Source organism: Paraburkholderia sp. BL23I1N1 (assembly GCF_003610295.1).
GTDB lineage: Bacteria > Pseudomonadota > Gammaproteobacteria > Burkholderiales > Burkholderiaceae > Paraburkholderia.
On sequence record NZ_RAPV01000001.1, the window covers coordinates 3404462 to 3427081 of the forward strand.

18 protein-coding genes are annotated in these 22620 nt (G+C 58.3%); 9 read left to right on the top strand and 9 right to left on the bottom strand.

Annotation, left to right across the window (positions count from 1 at the left end; translation table 11 throughout):
• Window positions 1-6 precede the first annotated feature (6 nt).
• The 4 genes from B0G76_RS15885 (at window position 7) to B0G76_RS15900 (ending at window position 3242) form a co-directional block, all read left to right on the top strand.
• The gene (locus tag B0G76_RS15885; protein WP_120293460.1) at window positions 7-189 is read left to right on the top strand and encodes a hypothetical protein; all 183 of its coding nucleotides are present in this window, start codon (window positions 7-9) and stop codon (window positions 187-189) included.
• 145 nt (window positions 190-334) lie between these two features.
• Window positions 335-1213, top strand: a complete 879-nt coding sequence (locus B0G76_RS15890; protein ID WP_120293461.1) for a site-specific integrase — start codon at window positions 335-337, stop codon at window positions 1211-1213.
• Between the two features lie 8 nt (window positions 1214-1221).
• Window positions 1222-2442, top strand: coding sequence for an IS91 family transposase (locus B0G76_RS15895; protein WP_120293462.1), 1221 nt, complete (start codon window positions 1222-1224; stop codon window positions 2440-2442).
• A 401-nt stretch (window positions 2443-2843) separates the two neighbouring features.
• A complete protein-coding gene (locus tag B0G76_RS15900) occupies window positions 2844-3242 on the top strand; it encodes a phosphatase PAP2 family protein (RefSeq protein ID WP_409076716.1) in 399 nt (132 codons plus the stop codon).
• A gap of 15 nt (window positions 3243-3257) precedes the next feature.
• Here the strand turns inward: B0G76_RS15900 and B0G76_RS15905 are convergent, their stop codons facing one another.
• The 6 genes from B0G76_RS15905 to B0G76_RS15930 form a co-directional block, all read right to left on the bottom strand.
• A complete protein-coding gene (locus B0G76_RS15905; protein ID WP_120296414.1) occupies window positions 3258-4448 on the bottom strand; it encodes a glycosyltransferase family 4 protein in 1191 nt (396 codons plus the stop codon).
• Between the two features lie 53 nt (window positions 4449-4501).
• Complete coding sequence (locus tag B0G76_RS15910) at window positions 4502-5818, bottom strand: lipopolysaccharide biosynthesis protein (protein ID WP_120296415.1); 1317 nt, start codon at window positions 5816-5818, stop codon at window positions 4502-4504.
• Between the two features lie 28 nt (window positions 5819-5846).
• Window positions 5847-6857, bottom strand: coding sequence for a glycosyltransferase family A protein (locus tag B0G76_RS15915; RefSeq protein WP_120293464.1), 1011 nt, complete (start codon window positions 6855-6857; stop codon window positions 5847-5849).
• A 121-nt stretch (window positions 6858-6978) separates the two neighbouring features.
• A complete protein-coding gene (locus B0G76_RS15920) occupies window positions 6979-8421 on the bottom strand; it encodes a hypothetical protein (RefSeq protein ID WP_183082065.1) in 1443 nt (480 codons plus the stop codon).
• 21 nt (window positions 8422-8442) lie between these two features.
• Window positions 8443-9558, bottom strand: coding sequence for a glycosyltransferase family 1 protein (locus B0G76_RS15925; protein WP_120293465.1), 1116 nt, complete (start codon window positions 9556-9558; stop codon window positions 8443-8445).
• A 62-nt stretch (window positions 9559-9620) separates the two neighbouring features.
• Window positions 9621-11885 carry a polysaccharide biosynthesis tyrosine autokinase gene (locus B0G76_RS15930; RefSeq protein ID WP_120293466.1) on the bottom strand — a complete coding sequence of 755 codons (2265 nt, stop codon included), beginning with the start codon at window positions 11883-11885 and terminating at the stop codon, window positions 9621-9623.
• A gap of 1430 nt (window positions 11886-13315) precedes the next feature.
• Here B0G76_RS15930 and B0G76_RS15935 point away from each other — a divergent pair.
• The 4 genes from B0G76_RS15935 to B0G76_RS15950 all read left to right on the top strand — a co-directional run bounded on the left by B0G76_RS15935 (window position 13316) and on the right by B0G76_RS15950 (window position 17506).
• Window positions 13316-14230, top strand: a complete 915-nt coding sequence (locus tag B0G76_RS15935; protein WP_183082066.1) for a GlxA family transcriptional regulator — start codon at window positions 13316-13318, stop codon at window positions 14228-14230.
• Between the two features lie 52 nt (window positions 14231-14282).
• Window positions 14283-15230, top strand: a complete 948-nt coding sequence (locus B0G76_RS15940) for an ATP-grasp fold amidoligase family protein (protein ID WP_120296424.1) — start codon at window positions 14283-14285, stop codon at window positions 15228-15230.
• 76 nt (window positions 15231-15306) lie between these two features.
• Window positions 15307-16419 carry a glycosyltransferase gene (locus B0G76_RS15945; RefSeq protein WP_120293468.1) on the top strand — a complete coding sequence of 371 codons (1113 nt, stop codon included), beginning with the start codon at window positions 15307-15309 and terminating at the stop codon, window positions 16417-16419.
• A 100-nt stretch (window positions 16420-16519) separates the two neighbouring features.
• A complete protein-coding gene (locus B0G76_RS15950; RefSeq protein WP_147394055.1) occupies window positions 16520-17506 on the top strand; it encodes a hypothetical protein in 987 nt (328 codons plus the stop codon).
• Window positions 17507-17556: 50 nt separating this feature from the next.
• On the opposite strand, the gene B0G76_RS15955 is transcribed toward B0G76_RS15950, so the two are convergent.
• From B0G76_RS15955 to B0G76_RS15965, 3 genes are all read right to left on the bottom strand, one after another.
• A complete protein-coding gene (locus B0G76_RS15955; RefSeq protein WP_120293470.1) occupies window positions 17557-19116 on the bottom strand; it encodes a hypothetical protein in 1560 nt (519 codons plus the stop codon).
• Window positions 19117-20011: 895 nt separating this feature from the next.
• Entirely contained in the window at window positions 20012-20419 is a 408-nt protein-coding gene (locus B0G76_RS15960; RefSeq protein WP_120293471.1) for a DUF2784 domain-containing protein, read from the bottom strand.
• 288 nt (window positions 20420-20707) lie between these two features.
• Window positions 20708-20914: a hypothetical protein gene (locus B0G76_RS15965; RefSeq protein ID WP_120293472.1), complete on the bottom strand. Its 207-nt coding sequence runs from the start codon at window positions 20912-20914 to the stop codon at window positions 20708-20710.
• Window positions 20915-21324: 410 nt separating this feature from the next.
• Here B0G76_RS15965 and B0G76_RS15975 point away from each other — a divergent pair, with 410 nt between their 5' ends.
• Entirely contained in the window at window positions 21325-22566 is a 1242-nt protein-coding gene (locus B0G76_RS15975) for an amidohydrolase family protein (protein WP_120293474.1), read from the top strand.
• Window positions 22567-22620: the final 54 nt, after the last annotated feature.

The following is a 22620-nucleotide window of genomic DNA, read 5'->3' on the forward strand; positions in this document are numbered from 1 at the left end:
AATCCCATGTGGACCCTGTTCACCAACATAGGCGATGCCGCCGTGACGTTGCCCGTCGCCGCGATCTGTATCTGCTGGCTGGCGCGGTTCAACGTCCGCCTGGCATGGCAGTTGGTCGGTGCGCTCGCCGGGGGAATGGCTATCGTCGGTGCAACCAAGATTATCTGTACTAAACCGCTGACGCGGTAGTGGGAGGGAAGCGGAGGTCAGTGCCTGGCGTTCGGTCAGGACGGTTATCGGATGCCGGGCCACGAGGAAGGGACGAGCAGGCGGCCAGGAGCAGCATGGAGGTGCCCGACCGGGCATGCCATCCCCTGTCTCCTGGAGGTTCGCCATGACACTGCTCCGCCAACGCATGCTGCACGACATGCAGATCCGCAACCTTGCTGTCAACACGCAGAAGACCTATCTCCTGCAGGTTTCCAGTTTCGCCCGACACTTTCGGCGCTCACCCGAGGTGCTCGGTCCCGAAGAGATCCGCGCCTGGATTATCCACCTGACCAACGAACGCAAGCTCGCGCCAGCCAGTGTCCAGCTGGCCGTAGGCTCGCTGCGCTTCCTGTACCGCATCACGCTCAGGCGGGACTGGAGTGACGAGGATTTCCCGTTGCCCAAACGGCCCGTGAAGTTGCCCGTCATCCTGAGCTTTGAGGAAGTCACGCGTTTCTTCGAGTCGATTCCCAGCCTGAAGCAGCGCGCCATCCTGATGACGGCCTATGCGGCCGGCCTGCGTGTCTCCGAAGTCGTGCATCTGAAGGTCACCGATATCGACAGCCAGCGGATGATGATCCGTGTCTGTCAGGGTAAAGGCCGTAAGGATCGCTACGTAATGCTCTCGCCGCGTCTGCTCGAGGTGCTGCGACTGTACTGGCACGACGCCCATCCGAGGGAATGGCTCTTTCCAGGCAGCATTCCGGGGCGGCCCATCAGCCGCCATGCCGTGGGCGACGCATGCCAGCTTGCACGTGAGCGCAGCGGCATCACGAAACCCGTTACGCCACATTCTTTGAGGCACGCGTTCGCCACGCATCTGCTGGAAACCGGTGCCGATGTACGCCGGATCCAGCTGCTCATGGGGCATCGCAGCATGGCGACCACGGCGCGCTATCTCAAACTGGCCACGAGCACCGTGTGCGCCACCACCAGTCCCTTCGACCTGCTGCCGCATCCCGCACCCGTTCCCTCCCAGCCGAGCGCGCCCGAGTACTTCTGAGGCCGGCGATGCGACCGGCGCTCGAGGTGGCGGACATCTTCCGCCGCTGCGGCCCAAAGTACCGGCAGACCCATGCCGGCGCCCTCAGTCGTGCCCAGCGCCGCGCGATGAGCGCCATCGAGCTGTGCCGCACCGCCGCGCTGGGCGGTCATGTCGAGCAGTGCGATACCTGCGGCCATCAGCGCATTGCCTACGACTCGTGCCGCCATCGCTGCTGTCCGAAGTGCCAGTCGCTTGCCCGCGCGCAATGGCTCGAACGCCGGCGCGCCGAGTTGCTTCCCGCGCTCGAGTACTTCCACGTCGTCTTCACACTCCCCGAGGCCGTCGCCGCGCTCGCGTACCAGAACAACAAGGTGCTCTATGACATCCTGTTTCGCACCAGCGCCGAAACGCTGCGCACGATCGCCGCCGACCCGAAGCACCTGGGCGCGGAAATCGGCTTCCTCTCGGTCCTGCACACGTGGGGGCAGAACCTGCTGCACCATCCGCACGTGCACTGCGTGATACCCGGCGGCGGCATTGCCCCGGACGGTGACCGCTGGATCGCCTGCCGGCCAGGCTTCTTCCTGCCCGTGCGGGTGCTCTCGCGGCTCTTCCGGCGGCTCTTTCTCGACCAGCTGCGTCGCGCGTTCGACGCCGGCGCGCTGCGCTTGCATGGCCAGCTCGAGCCGTTGCGTGAACCGCGAGCGTTTGCCGCCTGGCTCGCGCCCGCTGTCCACGCGGAGTGGGTCGTCTACGCGAAACCACCGTTTGGCGGCGCCGCCCAGGTACTCGACTACCTGGGCCGCTACACGCATCGCGTCGCCATCTCGAATAACCGGTTGCTGCGCCTTGATGGCGATTCGGTCCTGTTCCAGTGGAAGGACTACCGTCATGAAGCCCGCCACAGGACCATGACGCTCACCGCCGACGAGTTCATCCGCCGCTTCCTGCTGCACGTGCTGCCCACCGGCTTCAAGCGCATCCGCAGCTACGGGTGGCTCGCCAACTGCCACCGGGCGGCGCGCCTCGCCACCTGCCGGCGGCTGCTCGGCGTCGAGCCGCCCGCCGCTGCGTCACCCGTCCTCGCAGAAGACTACCGTGACCATTACCAGCGGCTCACCGGCAGGTCACTGCGCGATTGCCCCGTGTGTGGCAAGGGCCACATGGTCCGCATCGAAGGCGCGCTGCCTGGCGACACGCCTGGCATCATGCCGCGGGCGCCACCCGATCCCAGCCATGGACACTGACCGGCATCAGCATCAGCCCCCAGCACGTTGGTCTTCCTCCTGCGGCCAACGCGAACCGGCTCGCGCGTTGGCGTCATCGCCCCATCACAATGCCGCGAAACTGCGCACTGTCTGCCCGCTGACCCGCGCATTCCCGCTGTCTTCGCGCAACCGGCTCTCTCAGACCGCCCACTTCCGGCGTGCGATGGCCACGCGCCGGCTATCGCGAATCACCGCGCCGTTCATTCAATGCCCATAGAAGCGAACGCATGCGGAGCGGTTTAGCACAAACATTTTTTTGATTACCGATCGCGGACTGGCCCCGACCGGCCAGTTCACGCCTCAGTAGCCGCGATCGCCAACCAAAAAAATCTCTGCTTTATGCCGGTTGGGGCATATCCATCCCGGCTACCGATTTCCGCGTGATTAGCGGGCACACCATGTTGTCGACTTCCGTGTGGACGGTAGCGATTACCCTCCAGATGAAATGGTGGCGTTTGCCGCCGCTCCCAGGCGTCGGTGCCGGTATGGCCATTGGGGCGCTTACCGGTTTCGCCAGGGTCATGGATCACTCCCATTCGTTTCCGGAAGCAATTACCGGCTGGGTTCTCGGCACGCTTGTCGCCGTATTCTTTTTGCGAGCCGCCATCAACGTCGAGTTTGAGCGCTTCAGGCCGGTCGGGTTCACCTTCAGCCTTTTGCTCGTCTCAACGCTTGCCTATGGGCACGAGGCGCCGCTTCAGGGCTTGATCGATGCTCACTCGCCAGCAATCCATCGCCATATGCCGTCTGTCAGGGCCATCCTGGGTCGGATCCGCTAGCGCATTCATTTTCGCTCATGACACGACGTCGGCATGATGACGTTGATTGACGGGTAGTTGGCCCATGACCGGGTACGGGAGAAAGTGTTCGAGGCCCCCGTATGGGAGTCGGGAGTCGATGAAGTTCGTCAGCGCCGTCTTGAAGTTCTCCGACGAAAAACGCTCCGCGTTTCTACGGCATGCCCGAGGATCGAACAGATTGGCATTGCGCTCAAACCGGCCGACCGCTGCCAATAAAGACTCCGGCGTCTGTTCACCAAAGAACACGCCGGTTGGCCGTTCAAGCGGCAGACCGATAACAGACTCGAGCGCACCGCCTCTGCCGAATGCGATGACCGGAGTTCCGCATGCCTGGGCTTCCACCACGGAGATACCGAAGTCTTCTTCCGCGGCAAACACAAACGCACGAGCGCGTCGCAAATGATCGACAAGGACTTCGAACGGTTGGTGACCCAGGATCGTCACATTCTCGCCAGCCGCCGCCCTGACCTTCTTCATGTCGGGGCCGTCGCCAATCACCACGAGCCGGCGCTCAGGCGTTTGTGAAAAGGCTCGTACCACCAGATCGATACGTTTATACGGCACCATGCGTGACGCCGTCACGTAAAAATCATCCTTCTGCGTGCCCATGGTCATGTTTGCCAGATCGACCGGCGGGTAGATGACGGTTGCTTCACGCTGGTACGTTTTTCTGATCCGCCGGGCAATGAACTGCGAATTCGCCAGAAGATGATCCACACCATTGGCCGAGCGCGAATCCCAGCCACGAATGTAGTGAAGCAGAATGCGCGCCATCACAGATTTGATGCCGCTGTTCAGATGAGATTCGTTGAGGTATTGATGCTGTAGGTCCCAGGCATAGCGAATGGGTGAATGGACGTAGCTGATGTGGACCTGGTTCGGTCCCGTCAGCACACCCTTCGCAACCGCGTGCGAACTGGAAATGACAAGATCGTAGCCAGACAGGTCGACTTGTTCGATCGCGATCGGCATCAACGGCAGGTATGCACGATAACGTTTGCGCGCTAGAGGCATGTTTTGAATGAAGGAGGTCTTGACGGATTTCCCTTTCACGCAATCCCGGTCCTCCAGAAAATCGACGATCGAAAAGATGTCCGCTTTCGGGAAACACTCGATGATATTTTTCAGCACCTTTTCCGCACCGCCCGAAACCACCAACCAATCGTGAACAATAGCGACTTTCACTTCGACCTCCTGTGAGATTGCGACCGACATCCTTTTCCTTCCACCCCCGAAATTCACTCGTCTTTTGCAGCACGTGTCGGGGGTCGGAAACCGCATGCACCCCGAATCATTCCTAGCGCCCGCTCGCCGCCCGGTACGAGACCCACCAGCTCGAGGCGAATCACGACGCCCATCAGCATGACCGACAACATCGCCTCGCCAATCACTCGAGCGAGTGCGATTCCAATCGCGCCGTACAGAGGCGCCAGGACGAGCGCCGCAACAAGATTGATCACACCCGACGCAATGCCCACGGCGGCAAGCAGACGATCCTTCCTTCGCGGTACAAATACGTAACCCGCCACGAACTCGTTAAACGCAGCGAACGGGAACATCCACGCAAAAATTTGCAGGACGTGCGCGCTGGGTTCAAAGGAGGCGCCGAGGATCAAAGGCAGCACGAACGGTGACAGCGCTAGCGCGCCACAGAAAATCAGCAATCCGTATCCCATCAGCAGGGTCGCGCCACGCCGGGTCGTTTCATGCGCGCCCTGCACGTCGCCCTGTGCGAGTTGCCGCGTGATGGTGGGAATGAACACCTGTGCGGCCGGTCCCATCAGCGCGAGCGCGATCGTCGCGAAGCGTTCAGCCGCGCCGAAATAGCCAACCTGATCGGGCGTGGACAACAACGTCAACAGGTAGGTGGACGATGCCGTGAATACGACCGACCCGGACGAGTAAAGGAAAAGCATCGTCGAATTTCGCACGAGAGGAACGATGCCTGCCAACCTGAGACGCGGCCAGCCCAGTTGATAGATCGTGAGCCCGTAGGAAACGATCGAGGACGCCACACCCGCGATCAGAAGACTCGCAAGCACCCATACCGCGTCATCGGGTCCTTTTACGAGCGTCAAGACCAGCACAAGACTCAGGAGAAAGCCAAACACCTCGATGATGATCGGGGTTCGAAACTGATGACGCCCCTGAAACAGCCAACCGAGGTTCATGCCGGACACGATCCCCAGCAGCGTAGCCAGCACACCGATCAGAGGACGTTCGGACATGACAGGCGAACACAGCGTGGCAACCACGCCTATGCATCCACCCACCACGCCATGCACAATGCGCGCGCTCACATGCAACGAGAAGATGTCGTTGCATTCTTGCTCCGATTGCGCTTTCGATACGTCGCGCATGCCGACGGGGCTAAAGCCGTAGTTAACGAGCATCCATATCACGTTCATGAGCGACATCGACGCCAGTACCCGACCGTACCCGGCTACACCGAGCATCCTGCCGTAAAACGGCACCACGATGATGAGGTACACGTACCTCATCAAATAGCCACCGTAGACAAACCCGATAATCCGAACGCTCTTTCGTCTATCCATGCCGCCCTCCATGCACGCGTTCTGGACTTCAGCGCCCAGCCACGCGACGGCGGGCAAGCGGGTTGGCGATATACCGCACCACAAAGTCAGAAAGTGGCGAGTAAGGGACGAGACACAGACTCGACAGGACAAGCGCGCCGAGCTTTTTCTTACGACTCCAGAATGGATTCGCAACGATGGTGTGCAAATAGTGACGAGAATCCCGCATCATCCAGCGCCACCGGTTTTGGAGCGTCGCCCGATAGACGCCTGAACAGAAGCGAGCCTTCTCGAGTGCAAAATCGTGAAAAGTGGGCGCAAGCTCCATCTGGAGCCGGGTCCTTGCGATATTCCGCAAGATTGCCCATCTCAGGTTGACGGCTTCCGGCGCTCTGTTGAGCTGCTCCGAGTTTGCGAACGACACCGTCGCGCTGCCCGCGTTATGCACGCGGTAACCCCCCAACGACTTTCGCACCGCGGCGACACGACCTACCAGTGCCGCGCCGTAGATCGCGTAGAAGTCCGCGCCGTAGCGATTGATGTCCGCTTCCGGAACCGGAAAAATGCGTCTGAGTGCGCTCACCCTGTATGCGTTACCCGAGGCAGGCGGCGACGGATAGAGCCAGCCGCCCAGCAACAGCTTTCCGCAATCCGCGGGGGGCTCGACGTGGGGCACATAAGCGCCCGTCAGCGCACCCGTGCTATCCATGACGTCCAGGCGAAACTGCACCTTTGTCCAATCACCGGTTGCAAAGCGCCGCATCACTTCGGAGACCGCCCCCGGATACAGGACATCGTCGGAATCGAGGAAAATCACATATTCCGTTGCAAGCACCTCGATCGCCTGGTTGTAAGCGGACACCTGGCCGCCGTTTTCCTTGAGTATCGATGAGACGCGTGCCCCGAACTTCTCGATGATCGCGCGCGACCCGTCGGTCGAGCCATCGTCGATGACCACGACATGCGTCGCCGGATAGTCCTGCGCGAGCGCCGATTCGATCGCCATGGCCAGATAACGCTCGTAGTTGTAATTGCAGATCACAACAGTGACGTGGTTCATGATATTTCGACGCCATCCAAAGGTTCGATCAATCGAGATTCGACGACCGTGAAACGACCGACACATGCTGCAAGCACTCAAATGCACACGCGTTGAGGAGCACCTTGAGTGATCCGATTCGCTACGCGACTCCACGAACAACGACATAGGCAAGGTGCTTAGGCGGCTTGTTGTCGGCCCCATTGACTCGATCCGGCACCTTGAAGCGAACCTTCAGGCTCTGGTCGTTCCACGCCAGGGCAACGTCGTCGCGGGCACTTGCCGTACCGTTCAGCGCGTCGATGAAATCCACTCGTGCATTACCTGAAGACGGCGGTTTGAGTCCGCCAACGGTGACCGATTGCCAACCGGGATCCGCGCTGACCTGCATCACGACGTCATGGCCAGAAAGCAATGCACTTCCAGAGGCGCCTGGATCGAATTGCAACGGTTTCGAAAAACTTGCTAACGATCCGTTCGCCGTCCGATTCAGAACGACCAGGCTTCGCCCGGATACGTTGTAAGTCCGCGTGGGCGGGCCACGATGCGTCAGACGGAAAGGTTCATAACCATCCCAGTGGTAAACCATGGACAGATATTTGTTCGGGTCGTCCCAGTTTCTGTCGAGCGCCCACACCGCAAAGTCGAAGAAATAGCGCGGCAAATAGTGCGGATCCTTCATGTACCCGTCACCGATTTCCGTTTGCCAGATACCTCGCGCGGGCCCGTTCCTGACGTACTGCTGATACAGGGAATCCAGATCGGCGACGGGGAGATAGTGCGTGTCGATGTAATCGACCCAATCCAGCATCCGCTCCTTCAGCACCGGGCTCCTGTACTCAAGCCATCTCCGGAAGTTGTCGAGGCCGCCCTGGTCCGGCCATCCACCGTAGACAACGTACGCGTGATAACGGCGGATGATGCGCGCAGCCGGAATATGAATGCGCTCGACGTAATCCTGCATGGCGCGCTCGTACGGCTTCGAGCTCTTTTCGTTCCCATCGGCATCCGGGCCATGCCAGAATGTCGCTTGAGCCAGTCCGCCCGACAACCTGCCCGCTGCTTCATTCCAGATCTGGAAATGGCGCAGGTTATAAGGCGGTGCGGAGTACGTACGAACTACTGCATCGACATATCGCTCCCACACCTCCACGTCCATCGGCGCTGAATTGGGGTCACCCGGCACGCTCGCGTTCCACCCCGGCGTATAGCCGAGTTGCAGGAGCGAGCCGATTCCATTGCGGTCATTCGCGATCAAGGCTGGCGGCAATTCGCTATCGAACGCAGAACTGGTCTTGTCGATGCGCATGACGTCTTGTGGCCCATCCGGCTGGCCAGGGCCAACCGAGCCTCGCCCCCAACTGATACCCATTGCACGCCACATCTGAACATCGCTGGCCGCGCCAGCCCAACCATTCGAGCCGATCAATTCCGTCATCCTGCGACCACGCACGCTCAAGGACCGCGACTCGGACGTCAATGACAGCGCAGTCTTGCTACTTGCGAGCGGTATCACCGCTCCCGCGAGTGCGGCGAGTGTGCGCAACGCCCGCCGTCTGCCGGCAACGCTCGAGACTCGGTCCATTCGCCTGGCCACGAACATGAACTAGCCCACCGACGCGCTGGGCGCCAGGTCCGACAAGCGCCCCCCGGCATGGCCGTACAGAACCTGCAGCACCTTGCTCGCGGAGTATTCCCAGCGAAACTCACGCGCGTGGGCCACGCCAATTGTTCGGTAACGCTGCCGCAGTTCCGCATCGGCCATCATGCGGGAAATCTTCGCCGCGATATCGTCCGCCGAGGTCGCGTCGCAATACATGGCGGCGTCGCCGCACGCTTCCGGTATCGAGGTCCGCGAAGAAGCGATCACCGGACAACCGCAGTACATCGCTTCGAGAGGCGGCAGTCCAAACCCTTCGTACAAGGAGGGAAAGACTAGGCAAGCCGCGTTCTCATACAGCGATTTCAACTCGCCATCCGACACAAAACCCGCCCAGACAATCTGGTTGGAATGGGTCCGAAGCTCCATTTCCTCGCTATTGAAGATGCATTGATTTCGACCGCCAACAATGACGAACTTCACGTCCTTCAAATGCCCAAGCCTATCGGTCGCATCCAGAACACGTTGCAGATTCTTTCGTGGATCAAGGCTGCCGACAACGACGCAGTACGCGTCTTTTACAAGGTTCAAACGCCTCATGACGGCCGGATTCGATATGACCCGGTCCAGATGATCCGCACCGGGCGTTATAACCGTGACACGCGACTCATCAACCTTCAGGTGATGGCAGATCCGCATCTTCGAGTGGGCGGAGACCGTCAGAATCATCGGCTCCGTTCGCCGCAGCATCGCGAAGCAAACGCGGTACCAGAGCCGGAACTTCCTGGAGAAGCCTTGCGGTACATCGTAGATCGCCATGTCATGAACCATCACGACTTGCCCACGCTTGAAAAGCGGATTGGTATTGCACAGATTGAGAAGCGTCATTCCTCTCGCTGCAATGGGCAGCGTGATCTGCTCCCAAAGCGTGCCGCGCAGCCACGGGAAGCACCGTTTCCGCTTGAGGGACGTGCCGGGCTCGACTACGTTTTGAGGCACGAAAACGTCCAGTTCGCCTCCAGGCGTTGCGCTCATCTGCATGGCCCGGGTGAGTTCGTACGCCACACGTTGAACGCCGGTCACGGCCTGAGAGGTGAACTTTCCGTTAATTGCAAAGGACATCGGCTTCTCCGTTTGACGGCGTCACGCAACATCTGGCCGAAAATCACCTGCGGCCGGCACGATCAATGCGTTGCTTCGAGATCGCCAAAATCGCTGGCATAGTTCGTCACGTAATCGTAATTTCGTGTGCTTCGCAGTAGCGGAATACCATTGAAGACGGCACCGGCAATGCGCCCTTCGGCGCGCTCCATCTTCTTGACTGTGTCCGCAATTTCCTGCTCGCTCTGCATCCCCGAGCGCAAGACCAGCAAGGACGAGCCCGCTTCAATCGCGATGATGGAAGCGTCGGTGACCGCGAGAAATGGCGGCGTATCGATGATCACCATGTCGTACTGCCCGGCGAGTCGCGCCAATAGCTCTTTAAAATGCGATTTCATGAGCAACGCGGCAGGATTCTCCGGTCGTATGCCGCACGACAGGAACGTCAAACCGTCGATGCCTGTTGAGCGCAATGCCTGACGTACACCTAACCGGCCCGAGAGCACCTCCGAAAGACCGCCACGATTGCTTCCGCCGAACAACGAGGCAAGGTGGCCCCGGCGCATATCGGCGTCTATCAGGAGGACGCGCGAGCCGATCTCCGCGTGCAGGATCGCGAGGTTCGCCGCAACAAAGCTCTTTCCCGCGGAAGGGGTCGGGCCGATAACCATCAGAAGGTTATTGCGCGCGTGGGCAAGGTCGCGCGCCACCGCTGTGCGCACGGCGCGAAGCGCCTCGACCGACGTGTCGTTCGGAAACCGCGCAGCGAGAACTCTGGTGTTGTCGGCCATACGAGATGCGGCGCCCCCCATTCCGGCTGCACCGCCAACAAACTGAATATCGGCTGCACTTCGCGGAATTGGCTCACTAGTACGTCCTCCCGAACCCGGCAATGCTTTGCGCGCTGCGCCGTGGCGGTCAAGCAGCAACTGCTGCTGACTGAACAGGATCTCGCCGAAGACCGGCACGCTCATGCGACTTTCCACGTACCTCGGATCGGTCACGCCGGTCATCACATGGCGGCGCATGAAAACCAGTGCGACACCGGCCAGGAGTCCGAGTACCACGCCCCCAGAAAGCACGATTGCGGGCTGCGGCTTGACCGGACGATGAGGTCTGATCGCGCCGTCGAGGATATGCGCGCCACCGGTCGTGCTGGCGCGCCGAACCTGCAATTGCTCGGCTTTCTGGACCATCCCGAGGTAGATCGTCTCCGCCACTCTCTGCGCGCGGAGCAGATCGACGCTCTGACGTTCGGACGACGGCATACTATTAAAATGGCCGTCGAATTGCGCCTTCGCATCCTGCAATTGCGCGATTTGCCGGTCGGCAGTCTGCACCCAGCGGCTATCCGCCGTGTAGCGATCCAGAAGTTGCGTACGCTGTATCTGCAGCGTCGCGATCTGCTTGTCAATGTCCAAACCGCCCTGGAGATACGCTTGTGCTTCGCTCGTCGGCTGCATGGACTGCGACGCCCCACGGAAACGCTTCAATGCATCCTCAGCCTTTCTGAGGTCTGCCAGCAAACCGGGAAGCTCGCCGTTAATGAAGGCCAGCGTGGTCGTGTCATTGGCTTGCCGGGCGGTAATGGCATAAGTCAGGTACTGCTCTCCCAACGCATTGGCGACTTCAGTGGCCTTGCCCTGACTCTTGTCCGCGTACTCAATCTGAATAAGGCCGGAGTCCTTCACCTTGTCGCCGACCTTCACCAGGTTGCCAAACTGCTTGATTGCGTCGAGCTCGTTCCAGCGAATGACCTGAAATTTCGTGCCTGGTCGCGCGTCTAACTGCTTAACGAGCATGGAAATCCCATTGCTCCGGACGGCCGCGCCCACTGTGCCCGTTATGAGGAGATGATTCGACGGACCTCGCAACTCGTACGCGCCATTTGCGCGGGCGATCAGGGTCAGTTTTTCTTCCTCGATATCCTGCGGCACATCCAGCGAACCGATCTGAACGCGCTCTCCGCCCCATGCATACGACTTCAAACCGAGCCAGGGCGCCGCCGGCTCTCCCGGCGTGGCAAATTTATCCGCGATGTCCCCCAGTAAAGGAATCTTGTGCGGCGTCACCGATACGTCGAAGCGGAATTTCTCAATGACCGGCTCGAGTACCGCGCGGCTGCGTATCACGGCCATTTCAGTCACCGGCGATGGCGAGGGCGGTGGCAGAGATTCCTGATTCTGCAAGGCAAGACCGAGCGCATTAGGTTCCGGTGGGTCGACACGCAACAGCACGTCGGCGGAGTAGATCGGCGTTGCAATGAGTAGATAAGCCACCGCCAGGCCCAGCACGACGACTGCTGTACCCACGATTTCCCAGATGTGATCCCGCATCAGCGTCAGCATTGCACCCGCGCTGAGTTGACCACGCTCCGTGTTGGGAGCGGGAGAGAACGAATTTGCAGGGTAGTAGTCCACCGGCTTGATCCTTGCATGTTCGATGGGCAGAGTAACGACGCGTTGCCGCTCTACTGCACCACCCGTTCGAGATCTGGAACCGCCGCCGAACCTGAATGTGGCATGGCCGGTGGCACCTCGGAGTTACGTGCTGGGTCAGGTTGGCTCGAAGAGCCCGCATTCAGGACTTCGTGGGCGACACAGCGCGGTACGGCCTGTGATCGTTCGTCGGCGGTTGCGCCGATCCGCCCAGAAACACTTCGTTCCTGGCGGCGATGAAATAGTCAGTTCTTTGCATATGAATCTCCTATGCATTCGTACTACTACATGTTTAAAAAATAGATTCAGAATCCGGCCTCACTGCGCATGACGAACAGGCGGTCACGCTGTCTCTCGAACGGACGGATATTTTTTGAGCTACCTGATATCGACGACGTCGGCCCAGTTGCGCGGACATCTCATGAGAAAGCCTTGCTATCGGAGCTGCCCGAGCTTTACCACGGACGGCCGTCTCCTGCCGATCTCGACTTGCAAGGTCAATCTTTTGTAGGCAGGTGTGGCAGGCCCGACACCCGAAGTCATGGGCGTCCAGCGCGATACGACGAACGCAACACCCTTGGAGCCGGGCGAACCAGCGTCACGCAATCGCGCACGCCAGCTCTACGAGGCGTCCAGCGGTCTCGCAAAGCGGTCATGGGTATGTCTTTGCCACAGCGGCCGGACAACATCTTCGAGCCAATTACTCTGTGAACAGATTCACAATTCGCCGAATCACCAGGCGAATTTATCTATTCATGTTGCGGTGAAGCATAGCCCGCAAAAAACGCGTCATATCGTCGACGGCATAAATTCGGGTATTAATGGCCGATTAAGTTGAGCGCATTACCAATACGGTTAATTTAGAAAGCGTTGTTGCCATCTGTAACCGCTGTAACAGAGTTGTACAGTTCGTCGGCGGTGCTGCAACAAAAGCGTAGTGACAGTTCACGCGATGAAAACGCACGTTTGAACAGGAGTGACGGTCAGAACTCCTTACCTGGTGTGACAGGAGCACCATCAACCGGCAATCCAGCCAGGCGCGATCTTGCTCCTTGCATACGGAAAAAGTTTCTGACCAGAATTGATATTTAAACATTTTTCCTTCGAATTTCAAGGTAAGAATTTCCCCGATCATGACAATTACGCCAAAACACCCTGGAATACGGCCAAACCGGTTCTGCAAGTTTCAATGCGTTAATCTCGGTACGTATCGTGATTACGTGTTGGGAGAAGTAAGCGTGATGACTTCCACTGGTTTTCTTACGTCGTGTGTCAATGACCGTCAGAGTGGATGGAAAGAGGTGAAACACATTGGCCTTCTGATTTTCCAGAACTGTTCCATGTTGACCACCGGAGCGGTGGGAGATGCTTTCCGGCTTGCCAACGAGTTTGAAAAAGCAGGGGGCGATGAGCCTCCCTATCGGCTCTCGGTGCTGTCCGACGAAGGCGGCCTGGTGCCAAGCTCATCCAGCATCCTGATCTGGACGCAGAACCTCGAACGATATAGCCTGGCCGATTTCCATGCGTTCTTTGTCGCTTGCCGTGACGGCAATGAAACGATGGGGTCCAACGGCCGCTTTCTCTCGTGGATCTCGCGCCACGGATCGATCGCTTCACGTGGTATTCAGCAAGGAGCGAGTCTGGCCGTCGTATGCAGGAACCCGTTGCAATCGACCGTGCCCATCTTTTTCTTTGACGACGGCGGCGTTGGTGCAAGCGCCAGCAGCAGCGTGACGCCGACCGACCTGGTCCTTGCGCAGATCGAGCGCGACCTGAATTCGGACACTGCGCGAAAGATCGCCCGTGAACTGCAAACGAATTACGTCGAGCAGAACAAGTCGGAATTGGATGACGCGAGCATCGTCACGACGACCGACAAAATCCGCGAGTCGGCACGCTGGATCAGGGAGAACTACAGCAAGGCCATCTCGGTGGCGCAGGCCGCCGAATCCGCCGCGATGAGCAAACGCAATTTTCAGCGGCGCTTCAAATGCGAGTTTGGCATCACTCCGCTCGAGTATCTGCTGCGCACGCGCTTTGAAGTTGTTCGCACGATGCTCAGAAATACCGATCTGCCTGTCGACAAAATCGCGAGACGGTGCGGAATGGGCGACGGCAATCGACTCGGCCGGCTGTTCAAGGAGCGCTACGGCGTGTCGCCCACGCAATACCGTGCGCAGCAGCACATCGAGTCCGAGGAGCGATGGCTGACACCCGAAGAAGCGTGGAATAGCGCGACGGAGAGTCCGCGATAAGCACCCTGATCCCGACTTCAGCTTCGCGACTCCACCCGCCATGGATCGAAATATGCCCACCTCCAAGTCCGCACCGTTCGAGCAGGAGATCGCTACATCTACGCCAGAAGATCCGTGTCGGCCAACGCAGCAGTCAGTTTCCGTAGTCAGGCGGCTCAAGGAGGCGGCAAAGTGCATGCTGCCGGATTCCGTCTTCGTGAGTCTGCTACATCACAAGTGTATTGGCCGCTATCCGAATCTTCTCCGTCCAGCCACCTTCAACGAAAAGATCCTGCAACGAAGCCTCAGCCCGGATCCCCGCTACATTAGCCTGACCGACAAACTTTCGGTACGCGAATATGTTGCGGCCAAGATAGGAGAGAGGCATCTCATCCCGTTGATATCGGCGCCGGATGTGTTGACGCGTGAGGTATTCGACGCGCTGCCTGATTCCTTCGTCATGAAGGCGAATCACGGCAGCAGCTTCGTCGAGGTGGTCAGAAACAAGTCCGAGACCTCGTTCGAGACATTGCAACTCCTCGCCGCGCAGTGGTTGTCCACCGACTTCTACTACATCGCACGCGAGAAGCACTACCGCACTATCAAGCCGCGCATCTTCTTTGAGCAGCTGCTGCTGGACCAATCGGGTCAGATACCCGCCGATTACAAGTTGCATTGCTTTGGCGGCCGTCCGGGACGTCCCATCATCTACATACTGGTGATATCCAACAGGTTCGGGAGCGCGACGCATGGCGATGTGTACGACGTCGACTGGAATCATCTCGATGTGGCCATCGGCCACTACAAGCGGAGTGCCGCACCGGCCCCGCGCCCGAATAACCTGGAATCCGTGTTGGACACCGCAGTCACCCTTTGCGAAGACTTCGACTATGTCCGCGTGGACTTATATGCGCCAGATAACCAGGTTTTCTTCGGCGAGCTGACCTTCACGCCGGGCGCCGGAGTGCTGCCCTTTACGCCTGACAGCATTGACTACGAGTGGGGAAAACTGCTGAGTTGAGCGGGCATTTTCCAACCTCTGTGCGTGGTTCACCCAATGTCTTTGCGCCCCCCCAAACGCGACCGGAGAAGTACCCATGACGCAAGCACCCACGGAGGCACGCAGCACGATCGACGACAAAGCGGCAGAAGGGTCGCGGCCCCGGGTACTGATGTGTCCCTTCACCAACCCCACGAATCGCTACATACAGATTCAGAAAGATCTCTATGCCTCGATCGGCTATGACGTCGTGCCGCTTTCCATCAAGGGCTTACTGAACGGCGGGTTCTCCCAACTGTTCAAACCCGACAACATTCTCGCTTTTCATTGGCTTGAGTACCGGCCATTCAAGCGCGACAAAGGCACTGCCCGGTTGAGCTTGACGGGATCCCTGCTCTTCGCGTTCTACTGTTCGCTCATGTTGATCGGTCGGGCGAAGGTTGTTTATTTCGTACACGATCACGTGGTCCACGATACGATCGGCTTCAACAGACGTCTCTCGATGCGGATCATGGCACTCGTTCGTCGCCTTGCGGACTTCCGCGTGGTTCACGCGCCGGATTTCCAGGCGCAGTACAACGCGCACTATCTGCCGCATCCACTCTATTGGGATGCGCCTGGACAGGCACCCACCACGCCTAAAAAAGATAGCGCGACGCCACTGTATTCGCTGCTCGGCGTGATTCGCCTGTACAAGCAGATCGACGCTTTGCTCAATGTCTGGCCGAACGAGTGCAAGCTGCATATCGCCGGGCACGGCACGGAAGCCTACCTCGCGACGCTAAATGAAATCATCGACAAGCGATCGCTCCGGAACGTTGTGCACCTCGACGCCAAGTTCCTATCCGATGCGGAGTTTGCACAAAGCATTATCGATAGCGACGTGCTGATCCTGCCGCACGCAGCCGATTCAATGCTGGTGAGTGGCGCGTTTTTCGAGGCCATCGGACGCGTGCCGTTGCTGATCGCGCGCGCCACACCATTCATGGTCTGGGCCGCCAGAAAGTTCGACAACGTCATGTTGTTCGACGACATCTCCGAGCTTCCCAAGATCGTTCATTCGATTAACGAATCGTGGCCGACGATTGCTCGTCAGGAGAGCAATCTGGCTATCGATGAATTCGGCTGGAATGCCTGTCGTCGGCGCTACGAGCAGTTCTTTGAAGCCGTTGGGGGCCACCGGAACGCGGTGCAAAAGCCCGTTGTTTAGCGAAGGCGAGGCGGTCTTCGTTCGGTGACCGTTGTTGCCGCAAGGCATTGAAGTTTCCCATTTTAGATTCGGCAAACCCGCCCGCAGGAGAAAGACCCGAATGCTCACGTCACAACTGGTTCCGGGACGGCTCAAGACCCTTCTATACAGGTATGTTACCGAGCGTCCTCAGGAAGAAAGACTGTTCCAAACACTTCGCCCAAAGTTCGTTTCGATGAAGATCCCGGGTGAATACCGCCCCTGCAATCCATCATTGTGTTTTGACGGGAACGGCTATGCCGTGGTTGTTAGATCCGTTAACTATGAATTAATGGAGAGCGGCGGCGTCAGGTTGCATGGTGAAAGCTACGACACCATCAACTACATCGGCAACTTGTCCACGAACCTGAGTGTTCTGAACATGAATGCTCTGGAAGACACGGCTTTCAGGCGCGCATCCGGCAAGTCAGGCGACGGATTTGAAGATTTGCGAACGTTCTTCTGGAGAGAAGATTTGTGGTGCCTGAGTAGCGCGCGCAGCAACTCGGACGACACGAACACGATGGCGCTGCAGAAAGTAGCCGAAAACCGTATTGTAGAAAGTTACCTTATAGAATCGCCGGTTGGTTCGAGTCGTGAGAAGAACTGGATGCCTTTCGTTTCCGATGGGAAGCTCATGGCAATACACACCATGAATCCGTTGACGATTCTCGAGATCAACGAGCGCGGTGCAACCGTGTCGCTCCGGAAGCCATTGAAGGTACCGAAAGATCTACTCGGCTCATCTCAGCTAGTCAAATGGAAGGAGGGTTGGCTGTGCGTCGTACACGAGCGCAGTCGAGGGAAAAAGCATCTTTATAAGCACCGGTTTGTCTATTTTGATCGGAGCTGGGATGTTGTCCTTTCTGAGCCGTTCTACTGGAAAGAATATGGCGTGGAATTCTGCTGCGGGTTGGCGGTTCACGATGGAACCGTAGCGGTCGGGTTCGGCGTCAATGATTCGGAGGCGATCATCGCTCAGTTCAATGCGATCGATATCGATCGACTACTGGAAACGGGTAGAAGTCCTGAGTTGCAGAAAGAACGAAGGTATCTGGTCTCCCCTTAGCCATCCAGGATGGAAGACCAGATCCACGGCACCATTAGATGCTTGCCGGCTTAGTTGTCCGGATTTCCCGAAGTGAAGCTCGTGAATGCACTGTACGACGGGTTGATGGCCGAGCCGTTCATCATAATGCCGAACGTATTGTTTCCGCTATCGAGCACGTAGTACATCACAGACTGGATGTTGTGCGTCTTTCGCGCTTGATAGAACTCGCCCAGTTGCGTGGTGATGTAATTTGCCCGATAAGCCTCGGTTTGTTCCGGTCCTGTGTTCCACTCGGAGATGATGAAAGGCACACCGTATCGGGCCTTGCAATACGTCGGCAGATCGAAGCCCGGACCCGAACCGTCGGTGCCGATGTTGAAGATATCGCCGTAGACTTCGTAATTGTGCCAGGTCGTGATGTCCCAGCGCACCGTTGAATAGCCGCTGCTTCCGTCTGGTTGCGTACCCTCCCACAACGCGTCGGCCGCGCCAACATCGTTCACGCAGAAGTTGATGCCGCATTTCGCGGAAGACTGAACCGATTTCACCCCGTCGATCATGCCGCGCATCACGCCACGCAAGACCGGCCAGTTCGCATTGTTGAAATCGAGAGCCTTCGTCCCTGCGTTGGTGGAATCCAGAATGATGGCGCCGTCGCGTGTCAGCTCATTGCCGCACTCATACATGGTTACGCCATACGACATCAGCGCACGCGCAACCGCTGAGCCTGCTGAGTATCCCGCGCTGTAGGCGGTCGACTCACCGCTGAAGAGTTTGCCGCTGCTGTCGTAGAGACCCTGGTTAATCAATACAAGCAGCTGAATCCCAGCCGATTGGAAAGTTTGCGCCAGTTTGGCTACCGCATTGATCTGGGTCGGATCGGACGTGCAGCCGACGCGATAACTGGTGCAGCCCATCGCCTTCAGAATCGAGACCAGTTGCGTCGGCGAGTAGGTGTAGTCGTAGTGCCCGTTGACACCATAGAAGCTACCCGCGGTCGGAGCGCCGGAGATACGCGGATCTGTGCACGCCAACCATTGAGCGGCCACTTCCGCGTTCGCGTAAAAATGACCACTCGAGTTGCAATGATAGACCTTGCCGCCGTACCAGAGTACGAGCGAGACGTTGAAATTGGTGCCTACGACCGTGCCGTTTTTGTAAATGACGCCGTTAACAAGGGTCCATTTCGCGCCCGACTTATCGAGAATGTACGGTGCGGAAGGCAGAGTAGTACCGTCCGCAGAAACGCTGCCCAGACGCGGATCGATGGCGCTCACCCATGCCGAGCCGGTCCATTGGTAGAAGTTGCCGCTTGTGTTTTCGTGGTAGATGCTTCCGTTGTACCAGAGCGCGAGCGACACATTGTAGTTATTTCCGGCTACCGCACCGTTTTTATAGACCACCCCGCCCGACAGCGTCCATACGGCGCCCGCGCTATCGGTAATCGAGGCGGCAGGCGGCATTGACGTGCCGCTCGCGGATGCGGCACTGGCATGGGCCGTTGCTTTGCTGGCAGCAGATACCGCGGTGCCGCTGCTACCGTCTTGCGAGCCTCCACCGCAGGCGCTCAAAAGATAACTTCCACTGAGGGCTGCTAGCCCACCAATAAATTGACGTCGTTTTACCATGGCTAATTATTTTCCACTGTCGATAAAAAATACAAATATTGGTTCTTAAAGTTTTCAAATGAGTAAATACTTACAGGTAGCTCGCTTTACTTCGTCATCCTAATTACGTAGGAAAGATTTTCTTACGTATCCAGGTTGCAGCTCAAAGCCTGATTAAACGGTCCGAGGTGGAGCTCGATTAGATGCGGCAATCAGCGAACGAGCGTCACCGATCGCCACGCGAGTCGATGTGCGCGTCCGGCTGCTTTTGAAAACGATGGAAGACTACGTAACTACGATACCCACTGCTGCTCAAAATTCTGTCACCACGCGATGCGCAAACGTTTCACCTGACGAATAGCCTTCCTGCTGCCACTCGCAATTTCTTCCGCGCAGTCGTCGTGACCAGGGTAAATCGTACCCGCAATACCTGCTCGATCCCACAAGGAATAGTGCTTTTCGGACAAATAGTAAGAATCTTTCTAATAATTTGTCACATCGCAAACATCTCTGCTTTCTCATGATGATCAGAGGATTGGATGATCGGATCTTTCTGACTTTGACCCCAAGAAAGGCCGCGTGCTTTGCGCAGCGTATTGGAGGGTGGCATCAGGTCAACGGGCGATGCATCGTTCAGGGCCGCGCTTTCGCTTACGCTTCGATAACAACCATGGTCAGAAGCGCGTTAATTTTTTCCAGTTGTGAGTGCCCGCGGTTGCGAGATTCGAGCGATTTTTCCGGTTTCCTGAGAGGCGCCAACGCGATGTCACTTCCCGGTGATTCTCGATGACATCGACAATTCATTCGTCGCGGTGAAAGAGATATTCCAAGAGATATTCAATGCGACTTTGAATAGGCAGCGGATAAATACAGAAATGGAAATCGACTGCCTCAATCGGTTACGGTCGCGAGAAGCTCACCGGCGTGTTGCCTTCGCATGAGATGCGTTCCGCGGTGGAACCAAACGCCAGGTCAGCACCACCACCAGACCGAAAGCGACGTACAGGAGCGTGAATACCCACACGGGGAAATCGTAGTAGAGCAAACGACTCACCCAACGCTGGATAAACCCTTGCGCGAATCCGTTCGTTTCCAGCGAACCCGTGCGCAGCCAGTCCTCCAGCGTCGTCAACGGACACGCGATACCCAGCAGCGAGAGCGCCGACACGATAACAATCAGGAACAGGTGTGTGAGTCGGAAACCCCTATGGCGTATCCACTTCCAGCCGAGAGCGGCACCCACCCAGATCGCGAGGAGTCCGTACACAATGAAAACCGCAAGCAGCGCGTGCACGACAAGCACCGTATTGGCTAGCCAGATCATGATCGGCTTTTTTGTGACCTGCTTCGCTGCGGGTCCGATTGAATCAAACAGGTTTGAACGCGTCAGCCGATCAATCCGGAAGCGCGACTTCAGCGCCTATGGCGCATCACTTCCCAGCACTCGAGATGATCCATCCGCCTGAGTTTCCGCCGCCGCGTCATTTCGCGCCAATAATGAACGGCGACCAGCAGCACGGCAACACTTAGCCCACATAGACCCAAAACGATTCCTGTCCACGATTCGGCCATGGAATACTCCTTGACTGTAAAACCGATCAAGCGATACGTGTCATTCGTCGTTCAGGATACGAGCGGCAGCCTTCAGAAACATCTGTCCGTCATGGGTAATGAGAGGGCGTTGCTGCCCGGAGGGGAGGTTTTCCAGCGTAACGAGCTGGCGATCCAGAAGCGCTTCCAGATCGGCACCGTCCAGACTCAGCAGATCCGGCGCATCCTTGAGCAGCATGAGGGTCGCGAATTCATGTGGACTGAGCATCTCCGTCTCCTGGCTGAGCCTGGTGCTTCGCTGGGAATCCGATCCGTTGACCGCGCTTCGCGAGCAGGATCAATTCGGGGATGGCTGCCGCGAGCTGTCACCTCATTTTCAGGTGGCATATCGCGCGCCAAGGCGCCCATCTTAATGCTGAGGTATCCAATAGATCAATATGTGGGAAAAGCTTTTTTCGATATTTTTACGGCACCACCATGAAGCCGTCGCAGTGCAGCATGAACCGTCGGCCAGTGATTGCGTATCGCGTCGCGCGACGTGTTCGTCAGCGCACATACTTGATGCGTACCAGTCTGATCCTGATGAATATCCTGGCAGCGCTTCCATTAGCCGGCCTGCATACTCGAACCGAAGCCCGGGTGCCGGGCGCCACGATCGAAACCTGAAGGAGACAACCGTTGACCACCTTCCTCCTACGTAACGGCGCGCTTCTCGATCCCACCCGTCCTGATCTGCTAGAAGGCTTCGAAGTCCTCATCGAGGACGGCTTCGTCCGCGAGGTTTCCGATAAGCCGATAAAAAGCGGCATCGCGAACGTCATCGACGTCAAAGGCAAAACGATCATGCCGGGTCTGATCGATCTGCACGTGCATGTCGTTGCGGTCGAGTTCAACCTGCCGCGCGTCGCGACGCTACCCAACGTGCTGGTTACGCTGCGCGCCGTGCCGATCATGCGCGCAATGCTGCGCCGCGGTTTCACCACCGTGCGAGATGCAGGAGGTGCCGGTCATCCATTCAAGCAGGCGGTCGAGTCGGGGCTCGTCGAGGGGCCGCGTCTTTTCGTCTCCGGCCGCGCGTTGAGTCAGACAGGTGGTCATGCCGATTCGCGCGCCCGCACCGACTACATGCCGCCCGATTCACCCTGCGGATGCTGCGTGCGCGTGGGCGCGCTGGGCCGCGTGGCGGACGGCGTCGATGAAGTGCGCCGGGCCGTACGCGAGGAACTGCAGATGGGCGCCGACCAGATCAAGATCATGGCTTCGGGCGGCGTTGCTTCACCAACCGATCCGGTCGGCGCATTCGGCTACTCCGAAGATGAGATCCGCGCGATCGTAGCCGAAGCTCAGGGGCGCGACACCTATGTGCTGGCGCATGCCTATACACCTGCGACGATCGCGCGCGCGGTGCGCTGCGGCGTGCGCACGATCGAACATGGCAATCTGATCGACGATGAGACCGCCCGCCTCGTTGCGGAGCACGGCGCGTATGTCGTGCCAACCCTTGTCACCTACGACGCCCTTGCAAGCGAAGGCGAAAAGTATGGATTGCCGCCTGAAAGCATTGCCAAAGTCGCGGACGTGCATGGCGCCGGTATGCACTCGATCGAAATCATGAAGCGCGCCGGGGTCAAGATGGGCTTCGGCACAGATTTGCTCGGCGAGGCGCAGCGTCTGCAGAGCGACGAATTCCGGCTTCTGGCTGAAGTCATGTCCCCCGCCGAAGTGATCGCGAGCGCGACCCTCGTCGGTGCGGAAGTGTTAGGTAGGCAGGACAAGCTCGGCAGAATCATGCCGGGTGCCCACGCCGACGTACTGGTGGTCGATGGCAATCCGCTGAAGTCCGTCGACTGCCTGTTAGGTCAGGGCGAGCATATTCCGCTCGTGATGAAGGACGGCCGGATCTTCTTCAACGAGCTCTAAAGCTGTTGGCCGCATGACGCTGCATCTTTGGCGCCTCACAGTCCCTACTGGAGC